The sequence below is a fragment of the Streptomyces sp. NPDC088387 genome (assembly GCF_044753385.1).
Lineage (GTDB): Bacteria > Actinomycetota > Actinomycetes > Streptomycetales > Streptomycetaceae > Streptomyces.
In genome coordinates this window covers 475024-496047 of record NZ_JBIVNC010000001.1, presented here as the reverse complement: position 1 = coordinate 496047, position 21024 = coordinate 475024, and the positions used below count along the sequence as shown (strand labels likewise).

At 68.7% G+C, this 21024-nt stretch carries 23 protein-coding genes; 5 read left to right on the top strand and 18 right to left on the bottom strand.

Annotation, left to right across the window (positions count from 1 at the left end):
• Positions 1–39 precede the first annotated feature (39 nt).
• The 7 genes from ACIQAC_RS02390 to ACIQAC_RS02360 all read right to left on the bottom strand — a co-directional run bounded on the left by ACIQAC_RS02390 (position 40) and on the right by ACIQAC_RS02360 (position 6485).
• Positions 40–693 (bottom strand): LuxR C-terminal-related transcriptional regulator, encoded by a 654-nt coding sequence (locus ACIQAC_RS02390; protein WP_402186209.1) that lies wholly within the window; start codon positions 691–693, stop codon positions 40–42.
• Positions 678–1919, bottom strand: a complete 1242-nt coding sequence (locus tag ACIQAC_RS02385) for a sensor histidine kinase (protein ID WP_402186207.1) — start codon at positions 1917–1919, stop codon at positions 678–680. Before ACIQAC_RS02385 ends, ACIQAC_RS02390 begins: the two co-directional genes overlap by 16 nt.
• A 537-nt stretch (positions 1920–2456) precedes the next feature.
• Positions 2457–3461 (bottom strand): SDR family oxidoreductase, encoded by a 1005-nt coding sequence (locus ACIQAC_RS02380; RefSeq protein ID WP_402186205.1) that lies wholly within the window; start codon positions 3459–3461, stop codon positions 2457–2459.
• Positions 3462–3520: 59 nt separating this feature from the next.
• Positions 3521–4126 (bottom strand): winged helix-turn-helix domain-containing protein, encoded by a 606-nt coding sequence (locus ACIQAC_RS02375; RefSeq protein ID WP_402186203.1) that lies wholly within the window; start codon positions 4124–4126, stop codon positions 3521–3523.
• A gap of 79 nt (positions 4127–4205) precedes the next feature.
• The gene (locus tag ACIQAC_RS02370) at positions 4206–4328 is read right to left on the bottom strand and encodes a hypothetical protein (RefSeq protein ID WP_402186201.1); all 123 of its coding nucleotides are present in this window, start codon (positions 4326–4328) and stop codon (positions 4206–4208) included.
• A 164-nt stretch (positions 4329–4492) separates the two neighbouring features.
• Positions 4493–5521: a glutamine synthetase gene (glnII, locus tag ACIQAC_RS02365; protein WP_402186200.1), complete on the bottom strand. Its 1029-nt coding sequence runs from the start codon at positions 5519–5521 to the stop codon at positions 4493–4495.
• A 283-nt stretch (positions 5522–5804) separates the two neighbouring features.
• On the bottom strand, positions 5805–6485 hold the full coding sequence (locus ACIQAC_RS02360; RefSeq protein ID WP_402186198.1) for a hypothetical protein: 681 nt from the start codon (positions 6483–6485) through the stop codon (positions 5805–5807).
• Positions 6486–6741: 256 nt separating this feature from the next.
• Here ACIQAC_RS02360 and ACIQAC_RS02355 point away from each other — a divergent pair, with 256 nt between their 5' ends.
• A complete protein-coding gene (locus ACIQAC_RS02355; RefSeq protein WP_402186197.1) occupies positions 6742–7056 on the top strand; it encodes a hypothetical protein in 315 nt (104 codons plus the stop codon).
• 260 nt (positions 7057–7316) lie between these two features.
• Here ACIQAC_RS02355 and ACIQAC_RS02350 read toward each other — a convergent pair whose 3' ends face one another.
• Positions 7317–8090, bottom strand: a complete 774-nt coding sequence (locus ACIQAC_RS02350; RefSeq protein ID WP_402186196.1) for an alpha/beta fold hydrolase — start codon at positions 8088–8090, stop codon at positions 7317–7319.
• Positions 8091–8348: 258 nt separating this feature from the next.
• Between ACIQAC_RS02350 and ACIQAC_RS02345 the strand changes: the two genes are divergently transcribed.
• Positions 8349–8636 carry a hypothetical protein gene (locus ACIQAC_RS02345; RefSeq protein ID WP_402186194.1) on the top strand — a complete coding sequence of 96 codons (288 nt, stop codon included), beginning with the start codon at positions 8349–8351 and terminating at the stop codon, positions 8634–8636.
• Positions 8637–8664: 28 nt separating this feature from the next.
• On the opposite strand, the gene ACIQAC_RS02340 is transcribed toward ACIQAC_RS02345, so the two are convergent.
• The 4 genes from ACIQAC_RS02340 to ACIQAC_RS02325 form a co-directional block, all read right to left on the bottom strand.
• Positions 8665–9249 (bottom strand): hypothetical protein, encoded by a 585-nt coding sequence (locus tag ACIQAC_RS02340; RefSeq protein ID WP_402186937.1) that lies wholly within the window; start codon positions 9247–9249, stop codon positions 8665–8667.
• A 2-nt stretch (positions 9250–9251) separates the two neighbouring features.
• Positions 9252–10172, bottom strand: a complete 921-nt coding sequence (htpX, locus tag ACIQAC_RS02335) for a zinc metalloprotease HtpX (protein WP_402186193.1) — start codon at positions 10170–10172, stop codon at positions 9252–9254.
• A gap of 152 nt (positions 10173–10324) precedes the next feature.
• The gene (locus tag ACIQAC_RS02330) at positions 10325–10633 is read right to left on the bottom strand and encodes a hypothetical protein (protein ID WP_402186191.1); all 309 of its coding nucleotides are present in this window, start codon (positions 10631–10633) and stop codon (positions 10325–10327) included.
• Positions 10634–11394: 761 nt separating this feature from the next.
• Complete coding sequence (locus tag ACIQAC_RS02325) at positions 11395–12807, bottom strand: hypothetical protein (RefSeq protein ID WP_402186190.1); 1413 nt, start codon at positions 12805–12807, stop codon at positions 11395–11397.
• 214 nt (positions 12808–13021) lie between these two features.
• Between ACIQAC_RS02325 and ACIQAC_RS02320 the strand changes: the two genes are divergently transcribed.
• Positions 13022–13984, top strand: coding sequence for a hypothetical protein (locus tag ACIQAC_RS02320; RefSeq protein WP_402186189.1), 963 nt, complete (start codon positions 13022–13024; stop codon positions 13982–13984).
• Between the two features lie 269 nt (positions 13985–14253).
• Here the strand turns inward: ACIQAC_RS02320 and ACIQAC_RS02315 are convergent, their stop codons facing one another.
• The 4 genes from ACIQAC_RS02315 to ACIQAC_RS02300 form a co-directional block, all read right to left on the bottom strand.
• Positions 14254–15207, bottom strand: a complete 954-nt coding sequence (locus ACIQAC_RS02315; RefSeq protein WP_402186187.1) for a reverse transcriptase family protein — start codon at positions 15205–15207, stop codon at positions 14254–14256.
• A 127-nt stretch (positions 15208–15334) separates the two neighbouring features.
• Positions 15335–16024, bottom strand: coding sequence for a hypothetical protein (locus ACIQAC_RS02310; protein ID WP_402186185.1), 690 nt, complete (start codon positions 16022–16024; stop codon positions 15335–15337).
• 180 nt (positions 16025–16204) lie between these two features.
• Positions 16205–17011, bottom strand: coding sequence for a hypothetical protein (locus ACIQAC_RS02305; RefSeq protein WP_402186184.1), 807 nt, complete (start codon positions 17009–17011; stop codon positions 16205–16207).
• Between the two features lie 335 nt (positions 17012–17346).
• On the bottom strand, positions 17347–18123 hold the full coding sequence (locus ACIQAC_RS02300) for a hypothetical protein (protein ID WP_402186182.1): 777 nt from the start codon (positions 18121–18123) through the stop codon (positions 17347–17349).
• Between the two features lie 312 nt (positions 18124–18435).
• Between ACIQAC_RS02300 and ACIQAC_RS02295 the strand changes: the two genes are divergently transcribed.
• A complete protein-coding gene (locus tag ACIQAC_RS02295; protein WP_402186181.1) occupies positions 18436–18897 on the top strand; it encodes a GntR family transcriptional regulator in 462 nt (153 codons plus the stop codon).
• A gap of 1 nt (position 18898) precedes the next feature.
• A complete protein-coding gene (locus ACIQAC_RS02290; RefSeq protein ID WP_402186180.1) occupies positions 18899–19465 on the top strand; it encodes an HD domain-containing protein in 567 nt (188 codons plus the stop codon).
• On the opposite strand, the gene ACIQAC_RS02285 is transcribed toward ACIQAC_RS02290, so the two are convergent.
• Both ACIQAC_RS02285 and ACIQAC_RS02280 read right to left on the bottom strand, forming a co-directional pair.
• A complete protein-coding gene (locus tag ACIQAC_RS02285) occupies positions 19453–19926 on the bottom strand; it encodes an NUDIX domain-containing protein (protein ID WP_402186179.1) in 474 nt (157 codons plus the stop codon). The two genes, ACIQAC_RS02290 and ACIQAC_RS02285, sit on opposite strands and share 13 nt — an antisense overlap.
• A 2-nt stretch (positions 19927–19928) precedes the next feature.
• Complete coding sequence (locus ACIQAC_RS02280; protein WP_402186178.1) at positions 19929–20645, bottom strand: XRE family transcriptional regulator; 717 nt, start codon at positions 20643–20645, stop codon at positions 19929–19931.
• Between the last annotated feature and the right edge of the window lie 379 nt (positions 20646–21024).

The window sequence follows — 21024 nt, the reverse complement described above, 5'->3', positions numbered from 1 at the left end:
ACGGCAAGTGTTCGGCGCGGCCGGAGATTTCGTGGAGATTCAGCGGGCCTGGTTGAGATGGGCGAGAACCGCCAGGACGCGCCGGTTGTCGTCGTCCGACACCTCAAGACCCAGTTTGGCGAAGATGTTGGAGGTGTGTTTGGCGATGGCCCGTTCCGTCACCACAAGACGTTCCGCGATCGCCGCGTTGGAGCGGCCCTGCGCCATCAGCTCCAGCACCTCCAGCTCGCGCGGCGTCAGCCGGGACAGCGGCTGGTCGTCCGCCGTCCGCCGGCTCAGCAACTGCTGGATGACCTGCGGATCCATCGCCGTACCCCCGCCCGCCACCCGGCGTACGGCGTCCACGAACTGCTCCGCGTCGAACACCCGGTCCTTCAGCAGATAACCGACCCCGCCGGTGCCGTCGGCGAGCAGCTCACGCGCGTACAGCTGCTCCACGTGCTGCGAGAGGACCAGCACCGGCAGGCCCGGCCGGTCCCGTCTGGCCTGGAGCGCGCACTGGAGCCCCTCGTCGGTGTGCGTGGGCGGCAGCCGTACGTCGACCACCGCGACGTCGGGCTCCAGCTCGGCCAGCGCCCGGGTCAGTTCGGGGCCGGTCTCCACGGCGGCGGCGATCTCGAAGTCATGGGCCCGCAACAGCCGGACCAGTCCGTCACGCAGCAGGAACAGGTCTTCGGCTAGGACAACGCGCACGGAATCTCCATGGTCACCATGGTGGGACCGCCCGCGGGGGAGCCGACGGCCAGGACGCCGTCGAATGTACCGAGCCGGCGCTCGATCCCGGTCAGCCCGGAGCCCGCGCCGATCACCGCGCCACCGCGGCCGTTGTCGGTGACCGAGACCCGCAGCATGCCGTCGGTGTGGTGCAGGTCGACCCAGATCCGGTCGGCCTCCGCGTGCTTGACGGCGTTGGTGAGCACCTCGCTGACCGCGAAGTACGCGGCCGACTCCACCGGCGCGTCCGCGCGGCCCGGCAGCTCCACGGTCACCTCGGTGGCCACCGGCAGCCGCAGCGCCAGCGCCCGTACCGCGTCGCCGAGTCCGCGCTCGGCCAGTACCGGCGGGTGGATGCCGCGTACCAGGTCGCGCAGTTCGGTCAGGGCGTCGGCGGAGGACCGGCGGGCCTGTGCGAGCAGCTCCTTGGCCTGGGCGGGGTCCTTCTCGATGAGCGCCTCCACGGTCCCGAGGTCCATGCCCATCGCCACCAGCCGGGCCTGTGCCCCGTCGTGCAGGTCGCGTTCGATGCGGCGCAGTTCGGCGGCGGACGTGTCGACGGCGTCGCGCCGGGTCTCGGTGAGCACCCGTACCCGCTCGGCCAGTTCGCCCGCGCCGGGCGCCAGCACCAGCCTGGCCACCAGGAAGTGCAGGTGCAGCAGGCGCGGGGTGAGAGTGAAGGAGACGGCGAGCAGGGCGGCGCCGAGGGCTGCCGCGGCGAGCGCGGAGAGCTGGCCGGTGACCGGCACGAACCCGTACCAGAAGCCGTCCGGCAGCACCCGCCACAGCCCGAGGGCGATCACGAAGCCCTCCAGCGGATAGAACAGCAGGATCGCCGCGAGCAGTCCCGTGACAAACCCCGCGACCATGTCGACCGGCAGCCACAGCAGATCCCGCCAGGTCGCCCGGTCACCGAGCATCCCGAACGTACGGGCCCACGGGTGCGCCCCCTCCGGCAGCCGGCGGTAGTTCGCCGGGATGCGCACCCCGCCCCACTGCGCCGCGAGCATCCGCCGCCAGTTCGCGAACGCCTGGACGCCCGTCAGCACCCACGGTGTCGTCACGATCCCCACCCCGACCGGGATCAACGCGATGGACACCGCCGACAGCACAAAGCACAGCACCGCCCCCGGCAGACTGATCAGCGCCAGCAACAGCCCACGCCCGCCGGCTGTCGCCACCTCCCGCACCTTCGCCGCCCACATGCGCCCGCTCCCTCTGCCCGGATCCATACCGCCAGTCTGGCCGAGCGCACCCCCCAGGACACGGGTGCGAACGACCGAACCGGGGGTGTCACCAGATACACCCCCCACCCACGCCGCCGCCCCCTGCCGTGCAGGCTCGGGACCCGCCCTGCCGCGCCCAGGCCACGCGGCTGCCCTCGTGGCGCGGGGCACGCGGCCACGATCACGCCGCCCCCGGCGGTAAGCCGCTCCCGGGCCTCGCCCCGTGGCCTGCCCGGCACCCGCCGCATCCGCCCTGCCACGCCGGCGTGCCGCGCCCAGGGGCACCCGACCGCCCTCGGACGCCGCACGGCCACGCTCGCGTGCCGCCCCCGGCGGTAAGCCGCCCCCCCCGAGCCTCGCCCCGAGGCCTGCCCGGCGCCCGCCGCATCCGCCCTGCCACGCCGGCGTGCCGCGCCCAGGGGCACCCGACCGCCCTCGGACGCCGCACGGCCACGGCGGTCACCCGTCCCCGCCGCGCCGCCCCCGCCGCCCGCCCGGCCCCCGCCGCGCCGCCCCTCACCCGCCCGCCAGTACCTTCGCCTCCGTTTCCGGGTCCAGGCCCACCGGGGGGCGGTCGGGGCGCTGGGGGGCGGTGCCGCCGATCGAGCGGAGCCAGGTCCAGGTGTCGGCGACCGTCTCCGCGACGGGGCGGCAGTGCAGGCCCGCGTCGAGTGCGTGGGAGACGTCGGCGCCGTGCAGGAAGTCATGCAGGTCGGTGCCCGGGGGGACCCAGACCGGCAGCTGGGACCACGGCTCGATACCGGCGCCCAGCACGGTCTCCGGGTCGGTCCAGCGCAGCTCGGCCGTCGAGCCGGTCGCCGCCACACACGCGTCGAGCAGTCCGCCCATGGTGGTGTGCCCGGACGGTGAGATCAGGTTGTAGGGCCCGCCCAGCCCCCGCTCCACCGCGTCCAGCGTCCACGCGGCCAGGTCACGGACGTCGATCAGCTGCAACGGCAGCTCACGCGGCCCGGGTGCGAGGACGGGCCCGCCGCGGGCGATCCGGTTCAGCCACCACGGCAGCCGCCCGATGTTCTCGTACGGCCCGAGGATCAGCCCGCACCGCACCAGCAGCGCGTCCGCCGCACCGAACCCGGCGACGGCGGCCAGCTCGCCGCCCCGCTTGTCCCGCGCGTAGTCGGTCTGCCCGGCATCGGCCTCGGCGCCGGCCACGAGCGGCGCGTCCTCCGTGTACCCGGCGGGCGGCGCCCACGCGTACACCGAGCAGCTCGACACATACGCGTAGCGAGCGGCGCGGCCCCGCAGCAGCCGCGCCGCGTCCCGTACGGCCCGGGGCGCCGCGGACCAGGTGTCGACCACGGCGTCCCACGAGTCCTCGGGCGCCGCTTCGAGGGCGGCGAGCCCGTCGGGTGCGGTGCGGTCGCCGTGCAGCGACCGCACCCCGGCGGGCGGCTCGTGCCGCCCCCGGTGGAAGACCGTCACGTCCCAGCCGCGCCCGAGCGCCGCCTCCACCACGGCCCGCCCCACGAACTCCGTACCACCCAGCACCAGAAGTCTCATACGGCCGACTCTGCCTGCTGGGTGCGGAGAACGGAACGGGACTCTGCCCTCGGCAGAGATCAGCGGCCGACCGGCGGTGTGTACTTGTAGCCGACCCGCCGCACGGTCTGGATCGACTTGCGGTGCTCGGCGCCCAGCTTGCGGCGCAGCCGGGCGACATGGACGTCGACGGTCCGGCCGTCGCCCACGTGCCCGTAGCCCCACACCGTGGTGACCAGCTGGTCCCGGGTGTGCACCCGCTGCGGATGGGCCACGAGATGGGCGAGCAGCTCGAACTCCAGATAGGTGAGGTCCAGCGCCCGGCCGGCCACCTCGGCGGTGCGGCGCACGGCGTCGATCCGGATCAGCGGCTCGGCACCCGCGTCGGCCGCGTTCGCCGGCGCGGGCGGCTCGTCGGGCACGGCGACCGGCAGGAAGGGCGGCTGCTGGTCCGCGGGGACGAGCAGCAGATACCCGACCATCGGCGGGCGGCCCGGCAGCACCGGGAGGGTGTGGGCCGGGGCCGGCAGCCAGGTGGCGCCGGGCGGCAGCAGATCCGCCGGATCGAGCAGGTGCACCGGATCGGGCACCTCGTCCCGGTCCACGGCACGCAGTCGGTGCCGGTTGCCCGGGGCGGGAGCGGCGGGGGTCAGGGAGCGGGGGGACAGAGAACCAGGGGTCGCCATGAGGTCAGCTCTTTCGCGCGAGAGGTCCGTCGGGGACGTACGTCGTGTCGCGCAGGCCGAGGGCCGAGAAAGTACGGCGTCAGCGGGCCGGCGCGGTCGTCGCGCGGCAACACACCCGGTCGAAGTCGTCGTGCTGACGGGAAGGCCAGAACGGCTCGAGGTCATGGCGACCCGGCGCGGGGGAGTTCTGGATGCTGGCCATGGCCCCATTGAAGCAGATGACCCCCCATGACCGGACCCTCCTTCTCACGGCTCGGACACCGGACGTCCGGAACCCGACCCCCTCAACCGTCACCCGCTTCACTGTGGTCGCGAAACGCGAAGGGCGCCCACCGTCACGGCGGGCGCCCTTCGCACGGGTCGGGATCAGACCTGGCCTGCCTTCTCCAGCGCGGAGCAGCAGGTGTCGACGATGAGGCGGGTCACGAGGTACGGGTCGACGTTGGCGTTCGGGCGGCGGTCCTCGATGTAGCCCTTGCCGTCCTTCTCCACCTGCCACGGGATACGCACCGAGGCACCACGGTCGGAGACGCCGTACGAGTACTCGTTCCACGGGGCGGTCTCGTGCAGACCGGTCAGCCGGTCGTCGATGCCGGCGCCGTAGTTCTTGACGTGGTCGAGCGGCTTGGAGCCCTCGCCGAGCGACTCGCACGCGGTGATGATCGCGTCGTAGCCCTCACGCATCGCCCTGGTGGAGAAGTTGGTGTGGGCTCCGGCGCCGTTCCAGTCACCCTTGACCGGCTTCGGATCGAGGGTGGCGGAGACACCGAAGTCCTCGGCGGTGCGGTAGAGCAGCCAGCGGGCCACCCACAGCTGGTCCGAGACCTCCAGCGGGGCCAGCGGGCCGACCTGGAACTCCCACTGGCCGGGCATCACCTCGGCGTTGATGCCGGACAGCCCGAGGCCCGCCTTGAGGCAGTTCTCCAGGTGTGCCTCGACGACGTCACGGCCGAAGATCTCGTCGGCGCCGACACCGCAGTAGTAGCCGCCCTGCGGGGCCGGGAAGCCGCCCTCGGGGAAGCCGAGCGGCCGGGCGCCGTCGAAGAACGTGTACTCCTGCTCGATACCGAAGATCGGCTCCTGGGCGCCGAACTTCTCGGCGACCTCGACCAGCGCGGCCCGCGTGTTCGAGGTGTGCGGGGTCATGTCCGTGTTCAGGACCTCGCACAGTACGAGGACGTCCGCGCCGCCGCGGATCGGGTCCGGGCAGACGAAGACCGGCTTGAGCACCCGGTCCGACGCGTGGCCCTCGGCCTGGTTGGTGGAGGACCCGTCGAAGCCCCAGATCGGCAGGTCGTCGCCCTTCGCGCCGTCGGCCAGGATCTTCGTCTTGGAACGAAGCTTGGCCGTCGGCTCGGTGCCGTCGATCCAGATGTACTCAGCCTTGAAGGTCACGGGCTTCATCCTTCGGGGTGGGTCGGGCGCGCCTCGCGGGTGCGGCGGTGCCTGGGAGCCGGGCGCTGCGCACAAGGGCGCCGCCGGTGCTGCCCGGAGCCTGTCAACAGGCGGTTTCCCGGCCGTTGCCCACGTGTGAACCCGGTGTTACCCACCCCGGTGGAGCCCGGACGTACGCCGGCCCCGCCGCTCCTGGCCGGGAGCGGCGGGGCCGGTGACACGTACCGGGTGGCGGCCTCTCACACAGCGGGCCGCCGCCTCAGCGGGGATCTCGGCAGAGGCGTCACCCCACCTTCTCGATCAGCGCGTTGCGGATGAGGAACTTGCCCGGCTCGCGGACGAGTTCGAAGGCGGCGTTGTTGAGCAGGGCACAGCTGCCGGAGACCGAGGTGACCTCCACCGTCGTGGACTTGTTGTTGTCCAGGTTGGTGACCTTCAGCTGGGTGCCGGCCGGGAACTGGTTGCTGGACGCGGCGGGGGCGCCACCCTCGCCGGAGAGCGTCACGGTGGAGCCGTTGCAGACCTGCTCGCCGGAGCCGGCGGGCGGTGCGTCGTCCGCCGGCGGTGCGGCCTCGGCGGGCGGTGCGGCCTCGGCCGGGGGCGCGGCCTCCTCGCCGCCCTGGTCACCGGCGCCCTGGCTCGGCGGCGCGGCTTGGGAGCCCTGAGCCGACTCCCCGGCCACGCAGCCGGATGCCTCCTGCTGCACCTTGATCTGGTCGAGCACGGCCTCGCGGTTGGCGATCCGTGCCGCGGACTGCGAGTCCGGGTTGGCCCGCTGGTCGGCGATGAACCGCTCGTTGTTGCCGAACGCGGTGGCGAGGCCCTGGCAGACCGTCGAGTCCGCCGCGGTCTGCGCCGCGTTGGACGTGGCCGCCATCGCGAAGGCGCCCCCGCCGGCCACGGCCGCCGCGGTCACCAGCAGCGCGATCTTCTTCTTCGTACTGAGTGTTCTCCTGCGCGACATTCACGCCTCCTGGGAGGTGGGGGTGCGTACGCCGGTATGTACGAGGGACCGAACGGAGTTACTCAGCGGTCACGGGAGTCAGTTGAAGTAACGTACGTCACACGGGAGTTGGTGACCGGATGTCCGGGTGCCCCCGAAAGCCCTTGTGGCCAGGGCCTTTTGTCAGTGGCGGGTAGTAAAATAGAAGCAGTGTTCGAGGGAGGCCCCGGGGTGCCGAAGCCCCGGTCTGTGCCCTTGCCGCGACAGGAGGATGCCTGTGCCCGCTGCCGCACTCAAGCCCAAGCCGTTGCCCACCCAGTCCACCGCGACCCGTCCCGTCCTGCTCGAACTGCCCTGTGAGCCGGTCGAGAAGCGGCCGCTGCCGCCGGGGCGGCCCCGCGAGTGGTACGTCACGCACAACCGCCGGCTGAAGGCGATGCGCCTCGCCATCGCCCTGCTCGACTCCGGCGTCTACATGCCCAACCAGGCCCGCAACGAGACGATCCGCAGCACTGCGGAGACGATCGGTGTGCATCCGCCGTCGGACACGACGTGCCACATGGTGCGGGCGTTCATGCGCTACAGCCGGTGAGGTTCCCGCGCCGGGCGCCCCGTCCTCGCGACGGCGCCCGGCGTCCGGCGTCCACGGCCCGGGGCCCGTCCGCCGGACGGGCCCTAGGGCGTGTTTCGAAAGTCCCGCCTGCCGAGCGACGCCCGGCACGCACTCTCGCCGCACCGGACGAAAGCCCACGTACAACCAGTACGAGGGCTTCCGCCCGGCACGCCGAGAGCACGCACCGGACGCCGCTCGGCCCGCCCTCCGAGCGGACGACGGGACTTTCGAAACACGCCCTAGTCGCCCGGTACCGCCGTCAGTACCGCCGTCACGAACGCCCGCCGGTCGTCCGGGTGGTCGCGGAACCGCAGACCCAGGAAGTGGTCCGCGTCCGGAAGATCCAGGCGGGTGTACCGGGCGCGGGTCCGCAGGGCGTCCTCGACGGCCTCGGTGACGGCCGCCGGGATGATCGTGTCCCGGCCCGGTACGGCCAGCACCGCCCGGCCCCCGTAGGCACGGAGCGTGTCCAGGGCCGGGGCCCCGCGCCAGCTGTCCGGTGTGCGGATGAGCCGCGAGAAACGGCCGTCGCCGGTGCCGAACGGGACGTCCCAGGCCTCCGCCGAGTACACCGCCGGCGCGCACAGCCCGAGCGCGGCGACCCGCTCGCCGTAGTGCCCCGCGAGATCGGCCGCCGTCTGCCCGCTCATGCTGAAGCCCACCAGCACCAGTGGCGCCTCCTCCGGCACATGTGCGTCGATCACGGACACCGCCTGCTCGAAGCGCCGCCGCAGACTCAGCGCCGACAACTCGCCCGAACTGTCCCCGTGCCCCGAGAAGTCGAACGCCAGCGCCCGGCAGCCGTGCGCCGCGAACTCGACCACCAGCGGGAGCAGCCGCTCCTTACTGCCGGTACCGGCGCCGTGCAGGAGCACCACGGTCGGTGTCTCCTCGCCGTGCGACGCCGTCGCGGCGCGGTGCGTCACGGCGAGGCGTTCGGCGCCGGCGTTGGCGCCGGGCGCGCCCGGGACGTCGTGGGTGAGATCACCGTAGGAGAGAGGGAGTTCGGCCATGCCGTCCATTCACTCACGGCGACCGGGACACCCCCGCGGCGGCCCGCTCCCGGAAAAGAAGATGCACACGGAGTGACGGACTTCCTACTCTGGAGACACGTTGCGGAGCAGCCCGCCATCGCTTTCCGCACGACCGGCACCAGCTTGTGGACTCGGGGCTACTCTCGACGCAATCGACGGCCGGTCGCCCCTCCCCGGCGCCCCGTCGGGGAACCACCCGCCACCGCTCCGAACCACGCACGCCCACGGAGGCCCGTCATGGGCACCATCGTCATATCCGGGACCGTCGTCCTGGTCGTCATCGGATTCCAGAACCCGCTCTACTGGCTGGCCGCGGTCGCCGTGCTCTTCCTGTACGTCCGCTACGGCCGCGACGCCACCGCCGGGCCCGTCTCGGGCTCCTCGGGCGGCGGCGCCGGTGTCACGCCCGGCTCGTACAAGGCCTACCGCGACCGCCGTGACCAGCAGGCCCGGTGGGAGCGTCGCTACCAGCGCGAGCGTCCGCTCCAGACGCGCCGGCAGCGGCGCGAGAAGACCCAGCGCTGAGCCCGGCCCGGCGCCGGGACCGTCCCGGCTACAGGCCGGGCGCGCCCCACAGCGGGAACCAGCGGCCGAGGTCCTCCTCGATCCGCAGGTCGTTCGCGAGGGCCGCCTTCACCTGGAGCTCCAGCGCGTTGTCGCGCCGCTGCTCACCCGGCAGCGGCGCGAAGGGATAGAAGGTGCCACGTTTGTAGAGGTACACCAGGGCCAGGCTGCGCCCGCCGGCTCTCTCCTCGAACCCGGCGACCGAGCACAGCAGTTGCGGCCCGAAGCCGTTGACCTCCATCGAACTGTTCACCGCGTGCAGGTCGTTGACCAGCTGCGGCAGCTCGTCCGGTGCCCGGCGCGAGACCAGCCACGAGTAGCCGAAGCCGTCCTGCGTCAGCTCGACCGGCGACCCGGTGCGCTCGGCGTCCGCGTCCAGCAGCGCCTGCACCTCCCGGTGCGTCTGCTCGAACGCCTCGCCCTCGACCGTCGCGAAACACACCGCGCCCCGACCGGTGGGCGTGAAGGCGGCCGCGGCCTCCAGGGTCACGGCCGCCGACGGCAGCGCGAACAGCTGGTCGAGATCGGGCGCGACCGGCTTGCTGCGTCCCAGCAGGATGTCCAGCAGCCCCATGCTCACCCCACGTTCCCCGGAGTGGCCGCCTCGCCCAGCTCCGCGGAGATCCGCCCCAGCTGTTCGAGCCGCTGCTCCAGACTCGGGTGGGTGGAGAACAGCCGGGCCACACCGGGCTCGGCGCCCAGCGCCGGGGTGAAGTAGAAGGCGTTGAAGGCCTGCGCCGTACGCAGGTCCTTCGTCGGGATCCTCGCGATGTCACCGCTCACCTTGGTGAGCGCGGAGGCGAGTGCCGAGGGCCGCCCGGTGAGCTGCGCCGCGGCCCGGTCCGCCGCCAGCTCCCGGTACCGGGAGAGCGCCCTGATCAGCAGGAAGCTGATCGCGTAGACGGCCGCGGACACCCCCATCACCGCCGCGAAGATCACCGCGGTGTTCTGGTCCCGCCGGCCGCCGCCGAACAGCTGGGAGTAGAAGGCGAACCGTACGATCAGACCCGCGATCACGCCGAGGAACGAGGCGATAGTGATCACCGCGACGTCCTTGTGCGCCACGTGCGACAGCTCGTGCGCGAGCACACCCTCCAGCTCGGCCGGCTCCAGCCGGCGCAGCAGACCGGTGGTCACACACACCACCGCATGGTCGGCGTTGCGCCCGGTCGCGAATGCGTTCGGCATGTCCAGGTCCGACACCGCGACCACGGGCTTCGGCATGTCGGCCATCGCGCACAGCCGGTCGACCACGGCGTGCAGTTCGGGATACTCCTCGCGCTCCACGACCCGCCCGCGCATTGCGAACATCGCGATCCGGTCGGAGAACCAGAACTGCGCGACGAACAGCGCGGCGATGATCACGACGACCACGAGCCACGACTTCAACAACACGATCAAGGCGGCGACAAAGGCCACGTACAGCAGCCCGAGCAGGAACATCGTGACCGTCATCCGCACGGTCAGCCGTCGATCGCTCCGAAAGCGACTCTGCATGTGCATCACCCCGCACCATCTAGCGGTCGGGCACTCGTCCCACTGCCCAGTGTGCACCTGCCCGTCCCATACGACGGTCGCGAACGCCCCCCGGTGCCGCAAAGGCTTCCTCTACGGAAGCCCACTAAGGAACGGCTAAACCGCGCGGCCGGTCAGTAGGGCGAGCGCACGTTCAGATAGCCGAGCAGCACGATCACACCGAACACCAGCCCGAGGATCACCACCGTCGACACCCACGGCGACCGGCTCCGCGGCCCCCGCACACGCGACCGTCGTATTCGCCGGCGCACCGGCCCCCGCCGCCCGTCGGGCTCGGGGCGGAACGGCACCGGACCGGGCGGATTCTCCTTCCAGCGCGCGGCGAGCATCCGCGCCCGCGCGGACGGCTCCTTGTGCGACGCGTTGTCCGCCCACTTCAGGTCGTACTCGCGCTCGTGGTCGTCCTGACCGCTCTCACCCATCCCGGTCCACCCCCGTGTCCCTCGGTCCTGCTCCCTACAACGTCCCTCACCAAGAAAATACGCCCGGCCCCCACCGTCCGGTACGACGATCGGGCACGGGCGCATCACACCTCGGTCAGAAGTTGATCACATACAGGCGCCGCCGGTCACCGTCCCGGGGCGCGGGCTGGCGTGAGTGGTGCCCGTGGCGTGCGTGGCGTGCGTGGCGTGGATCAGCCCTCGCCCCGGCGGCCTCCGGGACCGGCCGGATCCTGCGATCCCGGCTCGCCCCGTCCATCCGGCTCGGCCCGGCCACGCGGCTCGGCCCGTCCACGCGGCTCGCTCCGTCCACGCGGCTCGGCCCGTCCACCCGATTCGCCCCGCCCATCCGGCTCGGCCCGTCCACCCGGCTCGCCCCGCCCATCCGGCTCGGCCCGCCCACCCGATTCGCCCCGCCCACGCGGATCGCCCCGTCCATCCGGCTCGCCCCGCCCGCCCGGCTCGCCCCGCCCATCCGGCTCGCCCCGTCCACCCGGCTCGCCCCGCCCACCCGATTCGCCCCGTCCACCCAGCTCGCCCCGCCCACCCGGCTCGCCCCGCCCACCCAGCTCCGCCCGTACCTCCCGCCATGCGCGGATGAGCTGCGGCAGCCGGGACAGCACCTCGCTGATCTGCGCCAGCAGCAGCGTGAGACAGCCGGACGCCGCCAGGATCACGAGTGTCACCTCGTCCCACTTCACAGCGCCCCCTCCACGATCCCGGGCGAGCGGGATCCATACGTGCTAGTCGAGCAGCGCATGACGGGTGAGCCAGTCGAGCGCCTCCGCGCCCAGGCGGTCGGGAGCTTCGAGCAGCGCGGCTTCCACCGCGGCCCGGTCCGCCAGCGCCGCGGGCACCTGGGACGGGTCCAGCCCGGAGAGACGTTCCATGGCCTCGCTCACGGCATCGGGCCAGCCCGGCATGCCGAAATGCCGGGGCGCTCGGCACGCCGCGGAGAAGGCTCTGTGCATCAGGGCCGCGCGCCAGCCCTGCTCGCGCATGACCTCCCCGGTGAACCAGACCCGGCTCTCGACGTTCGCGACGAACTCGGCCACCGGCACGGACACCGCCCGCAGGGTGAAGGACGAGCCACCGGCCCAGGGAAGATCCAGGTCCGAGGCGATGGCCACGAACGCGAGCAGTTCCTCGGGCCCCTCGCTCCGCGCGGCCAGCAGCGCGGAGCGTGCCCAGCGGTGGAGATCGACGCTCTGCGCGAAGACCTCTCCGTCGCTCGGTCCGTCCTCGGCCCAGTGGATCCGGTCCAGCGGGCCTTCACGCCAGGCGTCGGCGACCAGGCCGACCGCCGCGGCGCTCACCAGGCACTCGATGTCGTCCGTGTCGATGCCGAGACGTCCGAGTACGGCGGGCATCTCCTTCTCGATGTCCGGAGCCGGGGAGCGCTCCTCCTGGTCCCCGGTGGTCTCCAGGAGAGCCGTGAGGCGGGGCGACGGCGGCTCGGGCGGCGGCTGTTCCACAACCACGTCGTGCCGGGCCAGGTCCTCGAAGATCTCGTCCGGCCCGCAGTCGACATGGGTGGTGTCATGGCGTCCGGAGCAGCCCTCGGGACACTCGAACTCCTCGCACATCTCGGGTTCCGGGGGCTGCGCCTCGTTGATCAGGTGATAGACCAGCCGCTCCGCGACCGCCTCCCGAGCGCTGATCATGGCCAGGTCGAGCCGGAACGCCTCCTCCTTCAACTCCTTCGCGTCGTCCCCGTCGGCGGCGGGCGGCTCCGGCGCCTCCGGGATCCAGGCGTACGCGGACTCCAGCGAGATCAGCAGCCAGGCGACCTGAAGCGGCTCGGCCCGATCGCCGCCCGCCAGCTCGGCGACGGCCTCCGCCGCCTGCCGCACACCGTCGAGCCGGGCCTGATGCGCCGCCCGGACCGGCTGCCACGCCGCCTCCGCCGCCAGAGCCTGTTCGGCGCCCTCGGTCAGCGCGGCGTCGCGGGCCCGTCGCGCCCGGGTGACCAGCCGGCGCAGACAGGAGTGGCAGCCGAACAGCCCTGAATCCGGCGTCGGGCCGAGCGCCACCGGCAGCCGGTCCTCGAACGGCTCGTCGCAGAGACAGCAGTCCACGGCGCCCACGTGCCGCGACGTGGGTACGGTGGGCAGCGCGGCCCGGATCAGGGCATGGGCGTACTCGGGGATGTGCATGGGCGGGCAACTCCTCACAGGGCGGCGCCGGTTCGCGCACGGCGCTGGCTCCATGCTCCGGGCACACCCCGGCCGCTTGTCGTCGTCTGGCGGCCGCGACGGGGAAGTTGACGGAATCTGACACAGGGCGACCGGCCTGCGACTTCTACACTCTTGGCACTATCTGACGGCCATTCGGACCGTCGTCCGCACGGCCGAGAGGAACCGACCTTCCGTGACCGACACCGCCCTCCAGCCGAACGAGGCCCATCGGGAGCTGGTCCGAGCCCTCGAAGAACTCCATCGCGCGGCGGGCAGTCCGGGCATGCGCAAGGTGAGCACGCTGATCGCCGAGGACGACGACCACCCGGCGGCCGTCAGCCACGAAGGGGTCCGTACGACCCTCAAGGGCCTCACCGTCCCGCGCTGGGAGACGGTTCAGTCGATCGTGGCGGTGCTCGCCGCCGCCTGCGTCAATCCGCCCCGGGACCCGACGGCCGAGGTGGCACGCTTCCTGCCGCTGTGGCGCGCGGTACGGGAGGGGGAGCCGGGCGGTATCAGGACGCCCCGCGAACTGGCCCTGTCGCAGGGCTGGGGCACTGACGACGGCAAGTGGGACGCCGAGTCGGTGATGGCCATGATGATCAACCCGTTCAACGCCATCCAGATCGACCCGTCGCTGGCCGTGCCGCACGAGCCGCAGGTCTCGGAGGACGACTGGGTGCAGGCCGGCGTCCGTCTCATCGAGGAGCACGGCGCCGAACTCGCCCTGCGGGTGCTCCTGCGGACCCTGAAGGGCGACTACCTCGGCGCCGACGAGGGCAGCCCCTTCGGCTACCGGTTCCCGAACCAGGAGGCGGTCGAGATGCACACGGCCTTCCGGTACGGCTGCGACCGCATCCGCCGGCGCCTCGCGGTCGAACCCAACCTGCTCCAGCGGTCGTTCAGCGCGATGCACGCCGACCGGACCATGGACAGGGAGACCCGCGTCGAGATGCTGAGAGCGGAGTCGGACGCCTCCTTGATGCGGGAGGTCATGACCGCGACTCCGGAGACCTGGCACGAGCTGTCCGAGGACGCCCACCACCAGATCTTCGGCTATCTGATCAAGTCGATCGGTCCCGTGGGCCGGTTCGGGCTGCCACCGCACCTGCGCTTCGAGATCGTCTGGCGCATCCCCGAGCCGGCCGAAGACTGACCCCGCACCTCTCCCGTACGTCCCCCCCCCCCCCCCCGCACCGCGAAGGCCGCCACCCCGGTACGGGATGACGGCCTTCGGACGACAACGGCCCGCGGACGCGGACCGGCCGGATCACACGTCGAAGAATTGATGATGCAGGGCCGCTACCACGGGGCCCTGTTCAGGGGGCCGTTGTGACCAGCGTCGACGCTGTCGTTGTTCGTCGTTGTTGTTCGTCGTTGGCCACCTTCGGACGGCCCACAGACGGCCCGGTGATGGGTGCAGACCTAGAGGAGATCGTAGATGTCCTGATCTGGCTCCGGAACCAGCTCATCGAATTCCCGCAATAGTGGAAAACCTACGTCTGGCTCCACTGCGGCGATATAGCATGCCCAGCCCAACAGGCGACGCCGAAGCATCACCTCGGCCGCGCCGCCGAACTCGCTCATATAGGTGTAGTAACCGAATTTCGATATTACGTGCGAAATCCATCGCATCTTACGCTTTAGCTGACGCGGGATTCGTGGCCCGTCCGATTCACCGACGTACAAGCCGGTGACGTATTGTGGACCACCGCGGCGCATGAAAGCGGTTTTGCGCGTGTTCACGGACCAGCCGGCGTCGTCGAGGATTTGAGCGATATCCACCGAATGGCGGTCAGTGACATCACCGGAGAATGTGAGATCGTCGACATAGCGTGTAAACGACAAGCCCTCTGACTGCGCGTACTGGGCGAGGGATCGGTCTGTGCCCAGAAAGGCCAAATTAGACAGGAGGGGTGAAGTGCTAAGTCCGATTGGCAGCTTGCCGCCGATGGTGACGAGATTGACGGCAATGTCCGCGGCTTTCTCTTCGTAGCCTTGCTCTCGCAATGCAGTCTTTATTGTCGCGGCGCCAATTGACGGAAAGAAATCCTCAAGATCCATACGCAAAACGCACGGTTTTGCTAGGTGCTGACTGGCGTTGCTGACCGTGGAACGCCCGCGAACAAATCCGTGAACATGATTGGGTAGATCATACGAGAACAGGTGTGGAAAGCTCCAGCTTCGATGCAAATTCTTGCTAATGGTAGCCAAGGGTTGCCTCGGATTGAATACTTCTCGTATTCCGCCGTGCTTCTTGCGGTATATCCGCTGATCGTAGAGCCGCCCGGCGCCCGCAGGGAGAGCCGAGGACAGCGCTTCTAGGATTTCGATCGATACGCCGGCTTGCTCCGCCAGGTCTTCAACTGAGTACGGCACTGCCCCCCCCTGTGATGGGACAAAGCGAGGTAGGGTCGCACTCCCATGCAAGGACTATCATGCAACGCACGCGAACTCGCGCACAACGCTGACCGCGACCCTACCTCGCACGCGAGTGTATCACGCTTCAATGAAGTGGGTCCTTGCGGCTAGAGATGCGACCGCGCTCGAATGAATAGAGCATGGAAATGGACGGCTCGATCTCGCGGAATGCCCTATAGGCCCAGTCTTTCGGTTTTGTGGTGCAGTCCGCTTGGAGCCATCTGCTTACTGCTGCAATGACATAGTCGATGATGGCCGTAGACATGTAGTCACTCTTTGCGACCATCGTGACCTTCAACTGCGGCAATGGTGTGGCTTTGCTGATCGTTTTGTAGGCCTGCCTGGCGACGTTATCGGGAAGTCGGCGAATGATTGCCGCCATGCCCTCGCTCTGCTCTATGTAGCAAAGCAACTCAGATTCGCGGCGATGGCGGATCGATAGATCACTCAGCAATTTCACGTACATGGACTCGATCGCCCCGGATTCCGTGTCGCTCGGGACACCTTTTCGATCGGTTACGACCATGTATGATCGAAAGAAGATGGTCCGCATGAACTCTAGAAATGGACCGGATACTTCTAACGGATCGGTCGAGCTGTGAAAACCGTTCTTGCGAAACTCTTCGAAGCTGGGAAGTCCGGCCAGGCTACTCTTCACGGATAGCCTTTTATGTAGATCCCGAATCTTCCTCTCTATGTCATCTGCATCTTCACCCAGTTCAACCGCGCCGACGATCAGCGGCTGGGAGGTGTTCCCGTTTCCTGACTCGTCCATAAATAGCTTCACTGCAAAGAGCCTTTCGTGGGACCTGCCGCAACGCCACCAAGCCGTCTGCGTCGTCGCGCTAATAGCGACAGCCGCGGGAGTTACACCTTCATCTGATACGGGACCAACCCTAGGTCGGGACTCGAAGAGCTATCGAGCCCCCGCTCCTCACGGGCCACGCCCCCGCTCTCACCATTGGCAATAGGCCACCGTCGCATCATCCCCGGACTTGTAGCGCGGCCACCGCTGCCCCCTGGGATCCGTGGCCTCCACCTTGCAGACGGTCTCGATCAACTCTCGCGGTCCCCCGGCTCGAAGCGTCGCGAAGACTTCGGGCCAGGTCGACATGGCGTAGTCGGTCACGAGACAGGCTGCCCCGTCGGAGAGCAGGGCGGCGGCGCGTACTTCTTCGGCGGGAACGCTGCCAGTCAGAGCGTGTTCCGCTGCGTCGGGGCCGGCGGCTGCGACCCAATATCCAGTCGCCGTGTTGCGAGTCTCCCTTTGCGCGGACACAAGGTTCCGCAGAGCCTCTTTGTGCCCTGCTGTATGGGTCTCGTGCTGGGCCACTTCGGCCTTCAACTCGGGAAGGATCTGATCCACCCGCAGGTCAGTGATCACGGATAAGCCCTGAGGGCCGTCGAGCACGATGGGGGAGTCTGCCAAGACCAGGTGGACTAGGCATTCCTCCCGCTGCCGCAGGATCGCAACCGTTGCCGAAGGTGTTCCGGGGTTGCCGAGGTCGCATTCAGGGTGCAGAGTCGCCACGCCTTCGAGGGCCCGCGCCAGGCCAGCCGTGAGCGAGGTTTCCGAGTCGGCAAGCGCGGCGACAAGCTGACTGCCGAGGTTCCTCACATACCAAGGCACACCGTGTCGACATCCGGTGTCCAGGCCCGCCGTGCTGAGTCCGTCCAGCACGACGGCGAGAGTCGGCGTACCGGCCACCCAATCCTCATTGGGGGCCGCTCCGCCGGGTTGGGTGTCGATCGCGACGCGCATGCTCTCAGCCTTCGTGTCGATACAGCGGGGTGCCGCGTCGACTCTCCAGGACTTCGAGCGTCTTCGGGTCGTAGTGGCACGAAATCAGGGTGGAGAAGCGGCGAGTGCGAACTTCTCGGTAGATCTCTGCCAGATTATTTTCCAGGAAGTGGTGCAGCCTGTGAGCGACCTCCCCTGATCGGCGTTTGCGCAGCGTCAGCCGACGGGCGGGAGGCCGTTGGTGGTCGACGTTGGTCGCCCTGGGCCATCCTCCGACGGCCCAGGGCCAGCCCAGGAGCCTACGCATCCCCCAACCGATGATGATGCAATCTGAGGCGCCGACTGATCCCGGGCACCTATGCCACTTGTTGCACCAAGCGCTCGACTGCAATCTTGAGAGGATCACCATCGCCGCCAGGCACCCATTGCACAAAGTGCACCTCTGCCCCAGAATCTTGTAGCGCACGAAGATGATGCGCTCCCACTTCAGACAACGGAGAGTTACTCACCAACAACACCGGGGACCGAGTAATCGCGTGATATCCCGCCGCCTGATCGATTGACCTAGAATCGACAGGATTTCCCCTCCTGTAATAGCGGGCCTCGACCACAATTTGTTTACCAGAGGGGAGTTCGAGTGCAATATCAACCCTCCTGCCTGGACCGACCGACTTCTCACGTATGACGGAATAGTCGGGATTGAAGCTCAGGAGGTAGGAAAGAGCATCCTCATACACGCGCTCAGTAAGAGCATTTACGGTCGGATCGGGTCCTCGGTTTTGATTATCGATTGATTCAAGGTCCCGCAAGACACGTGGCGCCTGTTCTGGCGGAGAATCAATGGCCTCATTGACTACTTCCTGACGCTTTCTGGCAAATCTAAGATTCGCTTCACCAAAACCGAAACTGTGGAGGGGGGTGCCTCCAAACATCATGAGCAAGAAAATGGCACCAGCCAGGATGAGTGCCACTGTTCCAGCCTGATTATCGGCCACGAATACCGCAACGGCACCACCACCTGTCAGAATAACCCCGATTGCACCGGCACCTATCTGTGCACCGCGCGACAAAGGGGCGGAATAATCTTCCTCAGCGGAATCTTGACTTCTTTCATCCGGCTCTCTTTGGTTCACCGGAGGGACCTCCACATTTTCTTCCTGCGCTGCCTGAAATCCATCTCACGTTCCAACGTCTGCCCGAGTACCAGCGACCGGCTCCCTGCATCCCGAGGGCGATCGATGTGGTACTCATGTCCGTGATTCTCTGGGCAACGCCGCCTTGATGTACACGAAACTCCGCAAGTCGTTCGATCTCTGCATCTGCCGCAGCAGGACCGAGGCAGCCGACGGGCGGGGAGGGCTTGCGGTCGCCGCCGCAGACTGCCGCGCGGTACGTGGCACGTGCGAGGCTGGAGGCTGACAATCGGCGACATGGAGGGAGACTGCGTGTCCCAGCAGGCCAGCCCGCGGGGGACGTTCATGCAGGTAGCAGAGGCAGTGAAGACCCAGATCGAGGCAGACCCCGGTATGTCGGAACTCCCCTCTGCTGCCGATCTCATGCGCGACTACAACGTCTCGCGAGGGGTCGCGCTCCGGGCATTCGGCGTTCTCCAGAAGGATGGCGTTGCCGAGCCGGTACCCGGCGGCCGGTGGCGCGTTGTACGGCCCGGAGCGCCCAACGACCGGCGACCGCTGGAACAGCGCATCGCGGACGTCATCGCGGATGAAGACCTCGAAGTCGGGGCAGCGTTCCCCAGTGCGTCCGTGCTGGCGGAGCGGTTCGGGGTTTCACGTCCCACCATGACGAAAGCACTGGACAAGCTGGAGGCCGCCGGCGTGCTGGCGAGTGGAGGGCAGGGCAAGGTGCGGACCGTTCGCGCCGTGCCGATTCGAGAGGAACGGTCGTAGCTTGTCGGACCTGTTGGAGTGGGCGTATCCCCTGGCCGAGTCCCTGCTAGCCGAGCCTCTGCCACGGCGCTGGAAGCACTGCCTAGGCGTCGCCGAGCGGGCGCGCACCATCGCACCGATTCTTGGGCAGGATGCGGAGCTCTTGGAAGCCGCCGCCGTGCTGCACGACATCGGTTACGCCCCGGACCTTGCCAAGACCGGCTTCCACCCGCTCGATGGTGCTCGCTACCTCCGTGACGTCGCGAACGCTGACGAACGAGTCGTGAACCTGGTCGCGCATCACTCGTGCTCATGGATGGAGGCAGAGGCGCGCGGCCTGAGGGCGGAGCTTGAAAGCGAGTTTCCGCGCGAGGGGGTGCACCTGAACGACGCGCTCTGCTACTGCGACATGAACACGACTCCGGACGGCACACCCACAAACCCGATCGACCGGATCAACGAGATCACCGGAAGGTACGGCCCGGAAAGTCTGATCGGAACGTTCATCCGGCGCGCGGAACCGGAGATCCTCGGATGCACCTCACGTGTGTTCGAAAGGGTCGCCGCCGCCAAGCGTCAGCCGACGTAGGGGGTCGTCCGTGTCCGGTCCATGGCGTGCTCGATACGGAGCCGCATCGTGGGGTGGATGTCCAGCGCTGGCAGGTCCGCAGGGGCAACCCAGCGGACCTGTGTCGTCTCGCTGCTGGTACGCAGTTCGCCGCCAGCCGGACGGGCGCGAAAGCAGATGCTGAACTGCTGGCGGACTTCGCCATCGTCGTACTGCATCACGTGCCCGGGGTCCGTATAGATCCCGGACACGTCGACAACTTCGGCCCTGACACCGGTCTCTTCCCAGACCTCACGGACGACGGTGTCACTAATGAACTCGCCCACGTCATGGCCGCCACCGGGAAGCGCCCAACGGCCGTTGTCGGACCGCTGAATCATCAGTACCTGGTCAGCGTCGTTCTGCACGAACGCCACAACAGAGGGCACGACGGAGTTCGCTGGCGGGGCGTCGGGGTCGTGCAGATAGTCGATGCGTCCCATGGTCAGGCTCCCGTGATGTCGCGTTCCGTGATCGGGCGGGCGTGCTCCCACGTGTGATCGATGCTATTCGCATATGTATCGAACAGGCCGCCACCAGGCAGGCGACGCAGGTGCAGGGCGGGGGCCATGAACGCGCCGATGCCGTAGACGTGCGGGTTTACCAGCATCTCGTCATCGGAGCGGTAGATCGAGTTGTAGAGGGTCGAGTCATGCAGCCGGAAGCCGATGCCCGGATGGCCCCGCAGTAGCGGGCGGTACAGCACCAGAGCGTTGCGAATCTTGCCATCCATGATCTGGTGGCCTTCGTCTACGCCGCGTTGCCGAACGGCCGCACTATCGGGGTCCCCCAACAGGATCCGCACGCGGACGCCCGCCGCCACCTTGGCTTTCAAGAGGTCGTGGAACACGGGGTCTTCTGAGAGGAAGAGTCCGGCGTAGACCAGCACGTCAAGGCTCTCCTGCGCCCTGTCGTACATGTCGCGCCAGAAGCCGGACGGCACCGTGTGGCGATGCGGGAACACCGTGGCAATCTCGGCTTTGGTCAGGTCCGTTGCCGTCTCTACTGCGCGGCCATCATCCCACAACGTCGTGACGTCGACTTTGAGAACCGTAGCGGTGGCGTACTGATGGCGCCGGTACGGCACCTTGCCCTGCGTGATCCAACGTTCGACGGTCTTCGGGTTGACGTCGATCGCTTCAGCCAGGCTCTGAACGGTCATGTTCCGGGCTAACAGGGCCGACCGCAAACGCTCATTGGACATCTGCACCCCCGGTGGGACGTCTAGGGACTTCTTGAAGGTAGCCAGAACTCCCCAAGCTGTCTACGTGCGAGGTGAACAACTCCCCTGACCTGCGGCCATTCTGAATGTGCGCCAAGAAGTCCCGGCGCAAAACCAAGAGGTTCCGTCAGCAAGCTTGACGGCCCCCTATGCGGTACCTGTAAAACAGGTACCGCAACGACCGAACGAACAGCTCGGTTGGAAGGCGGCTTCATGCCGCATGCGCAGAGGGCGGGGACGCTGCAATCCCGCTAAAGGCCAGGCAGAACAGGGTTTCGGCCCGTACTGGCGAGGTGGCCCGGCGACCGCGAGCAACGGC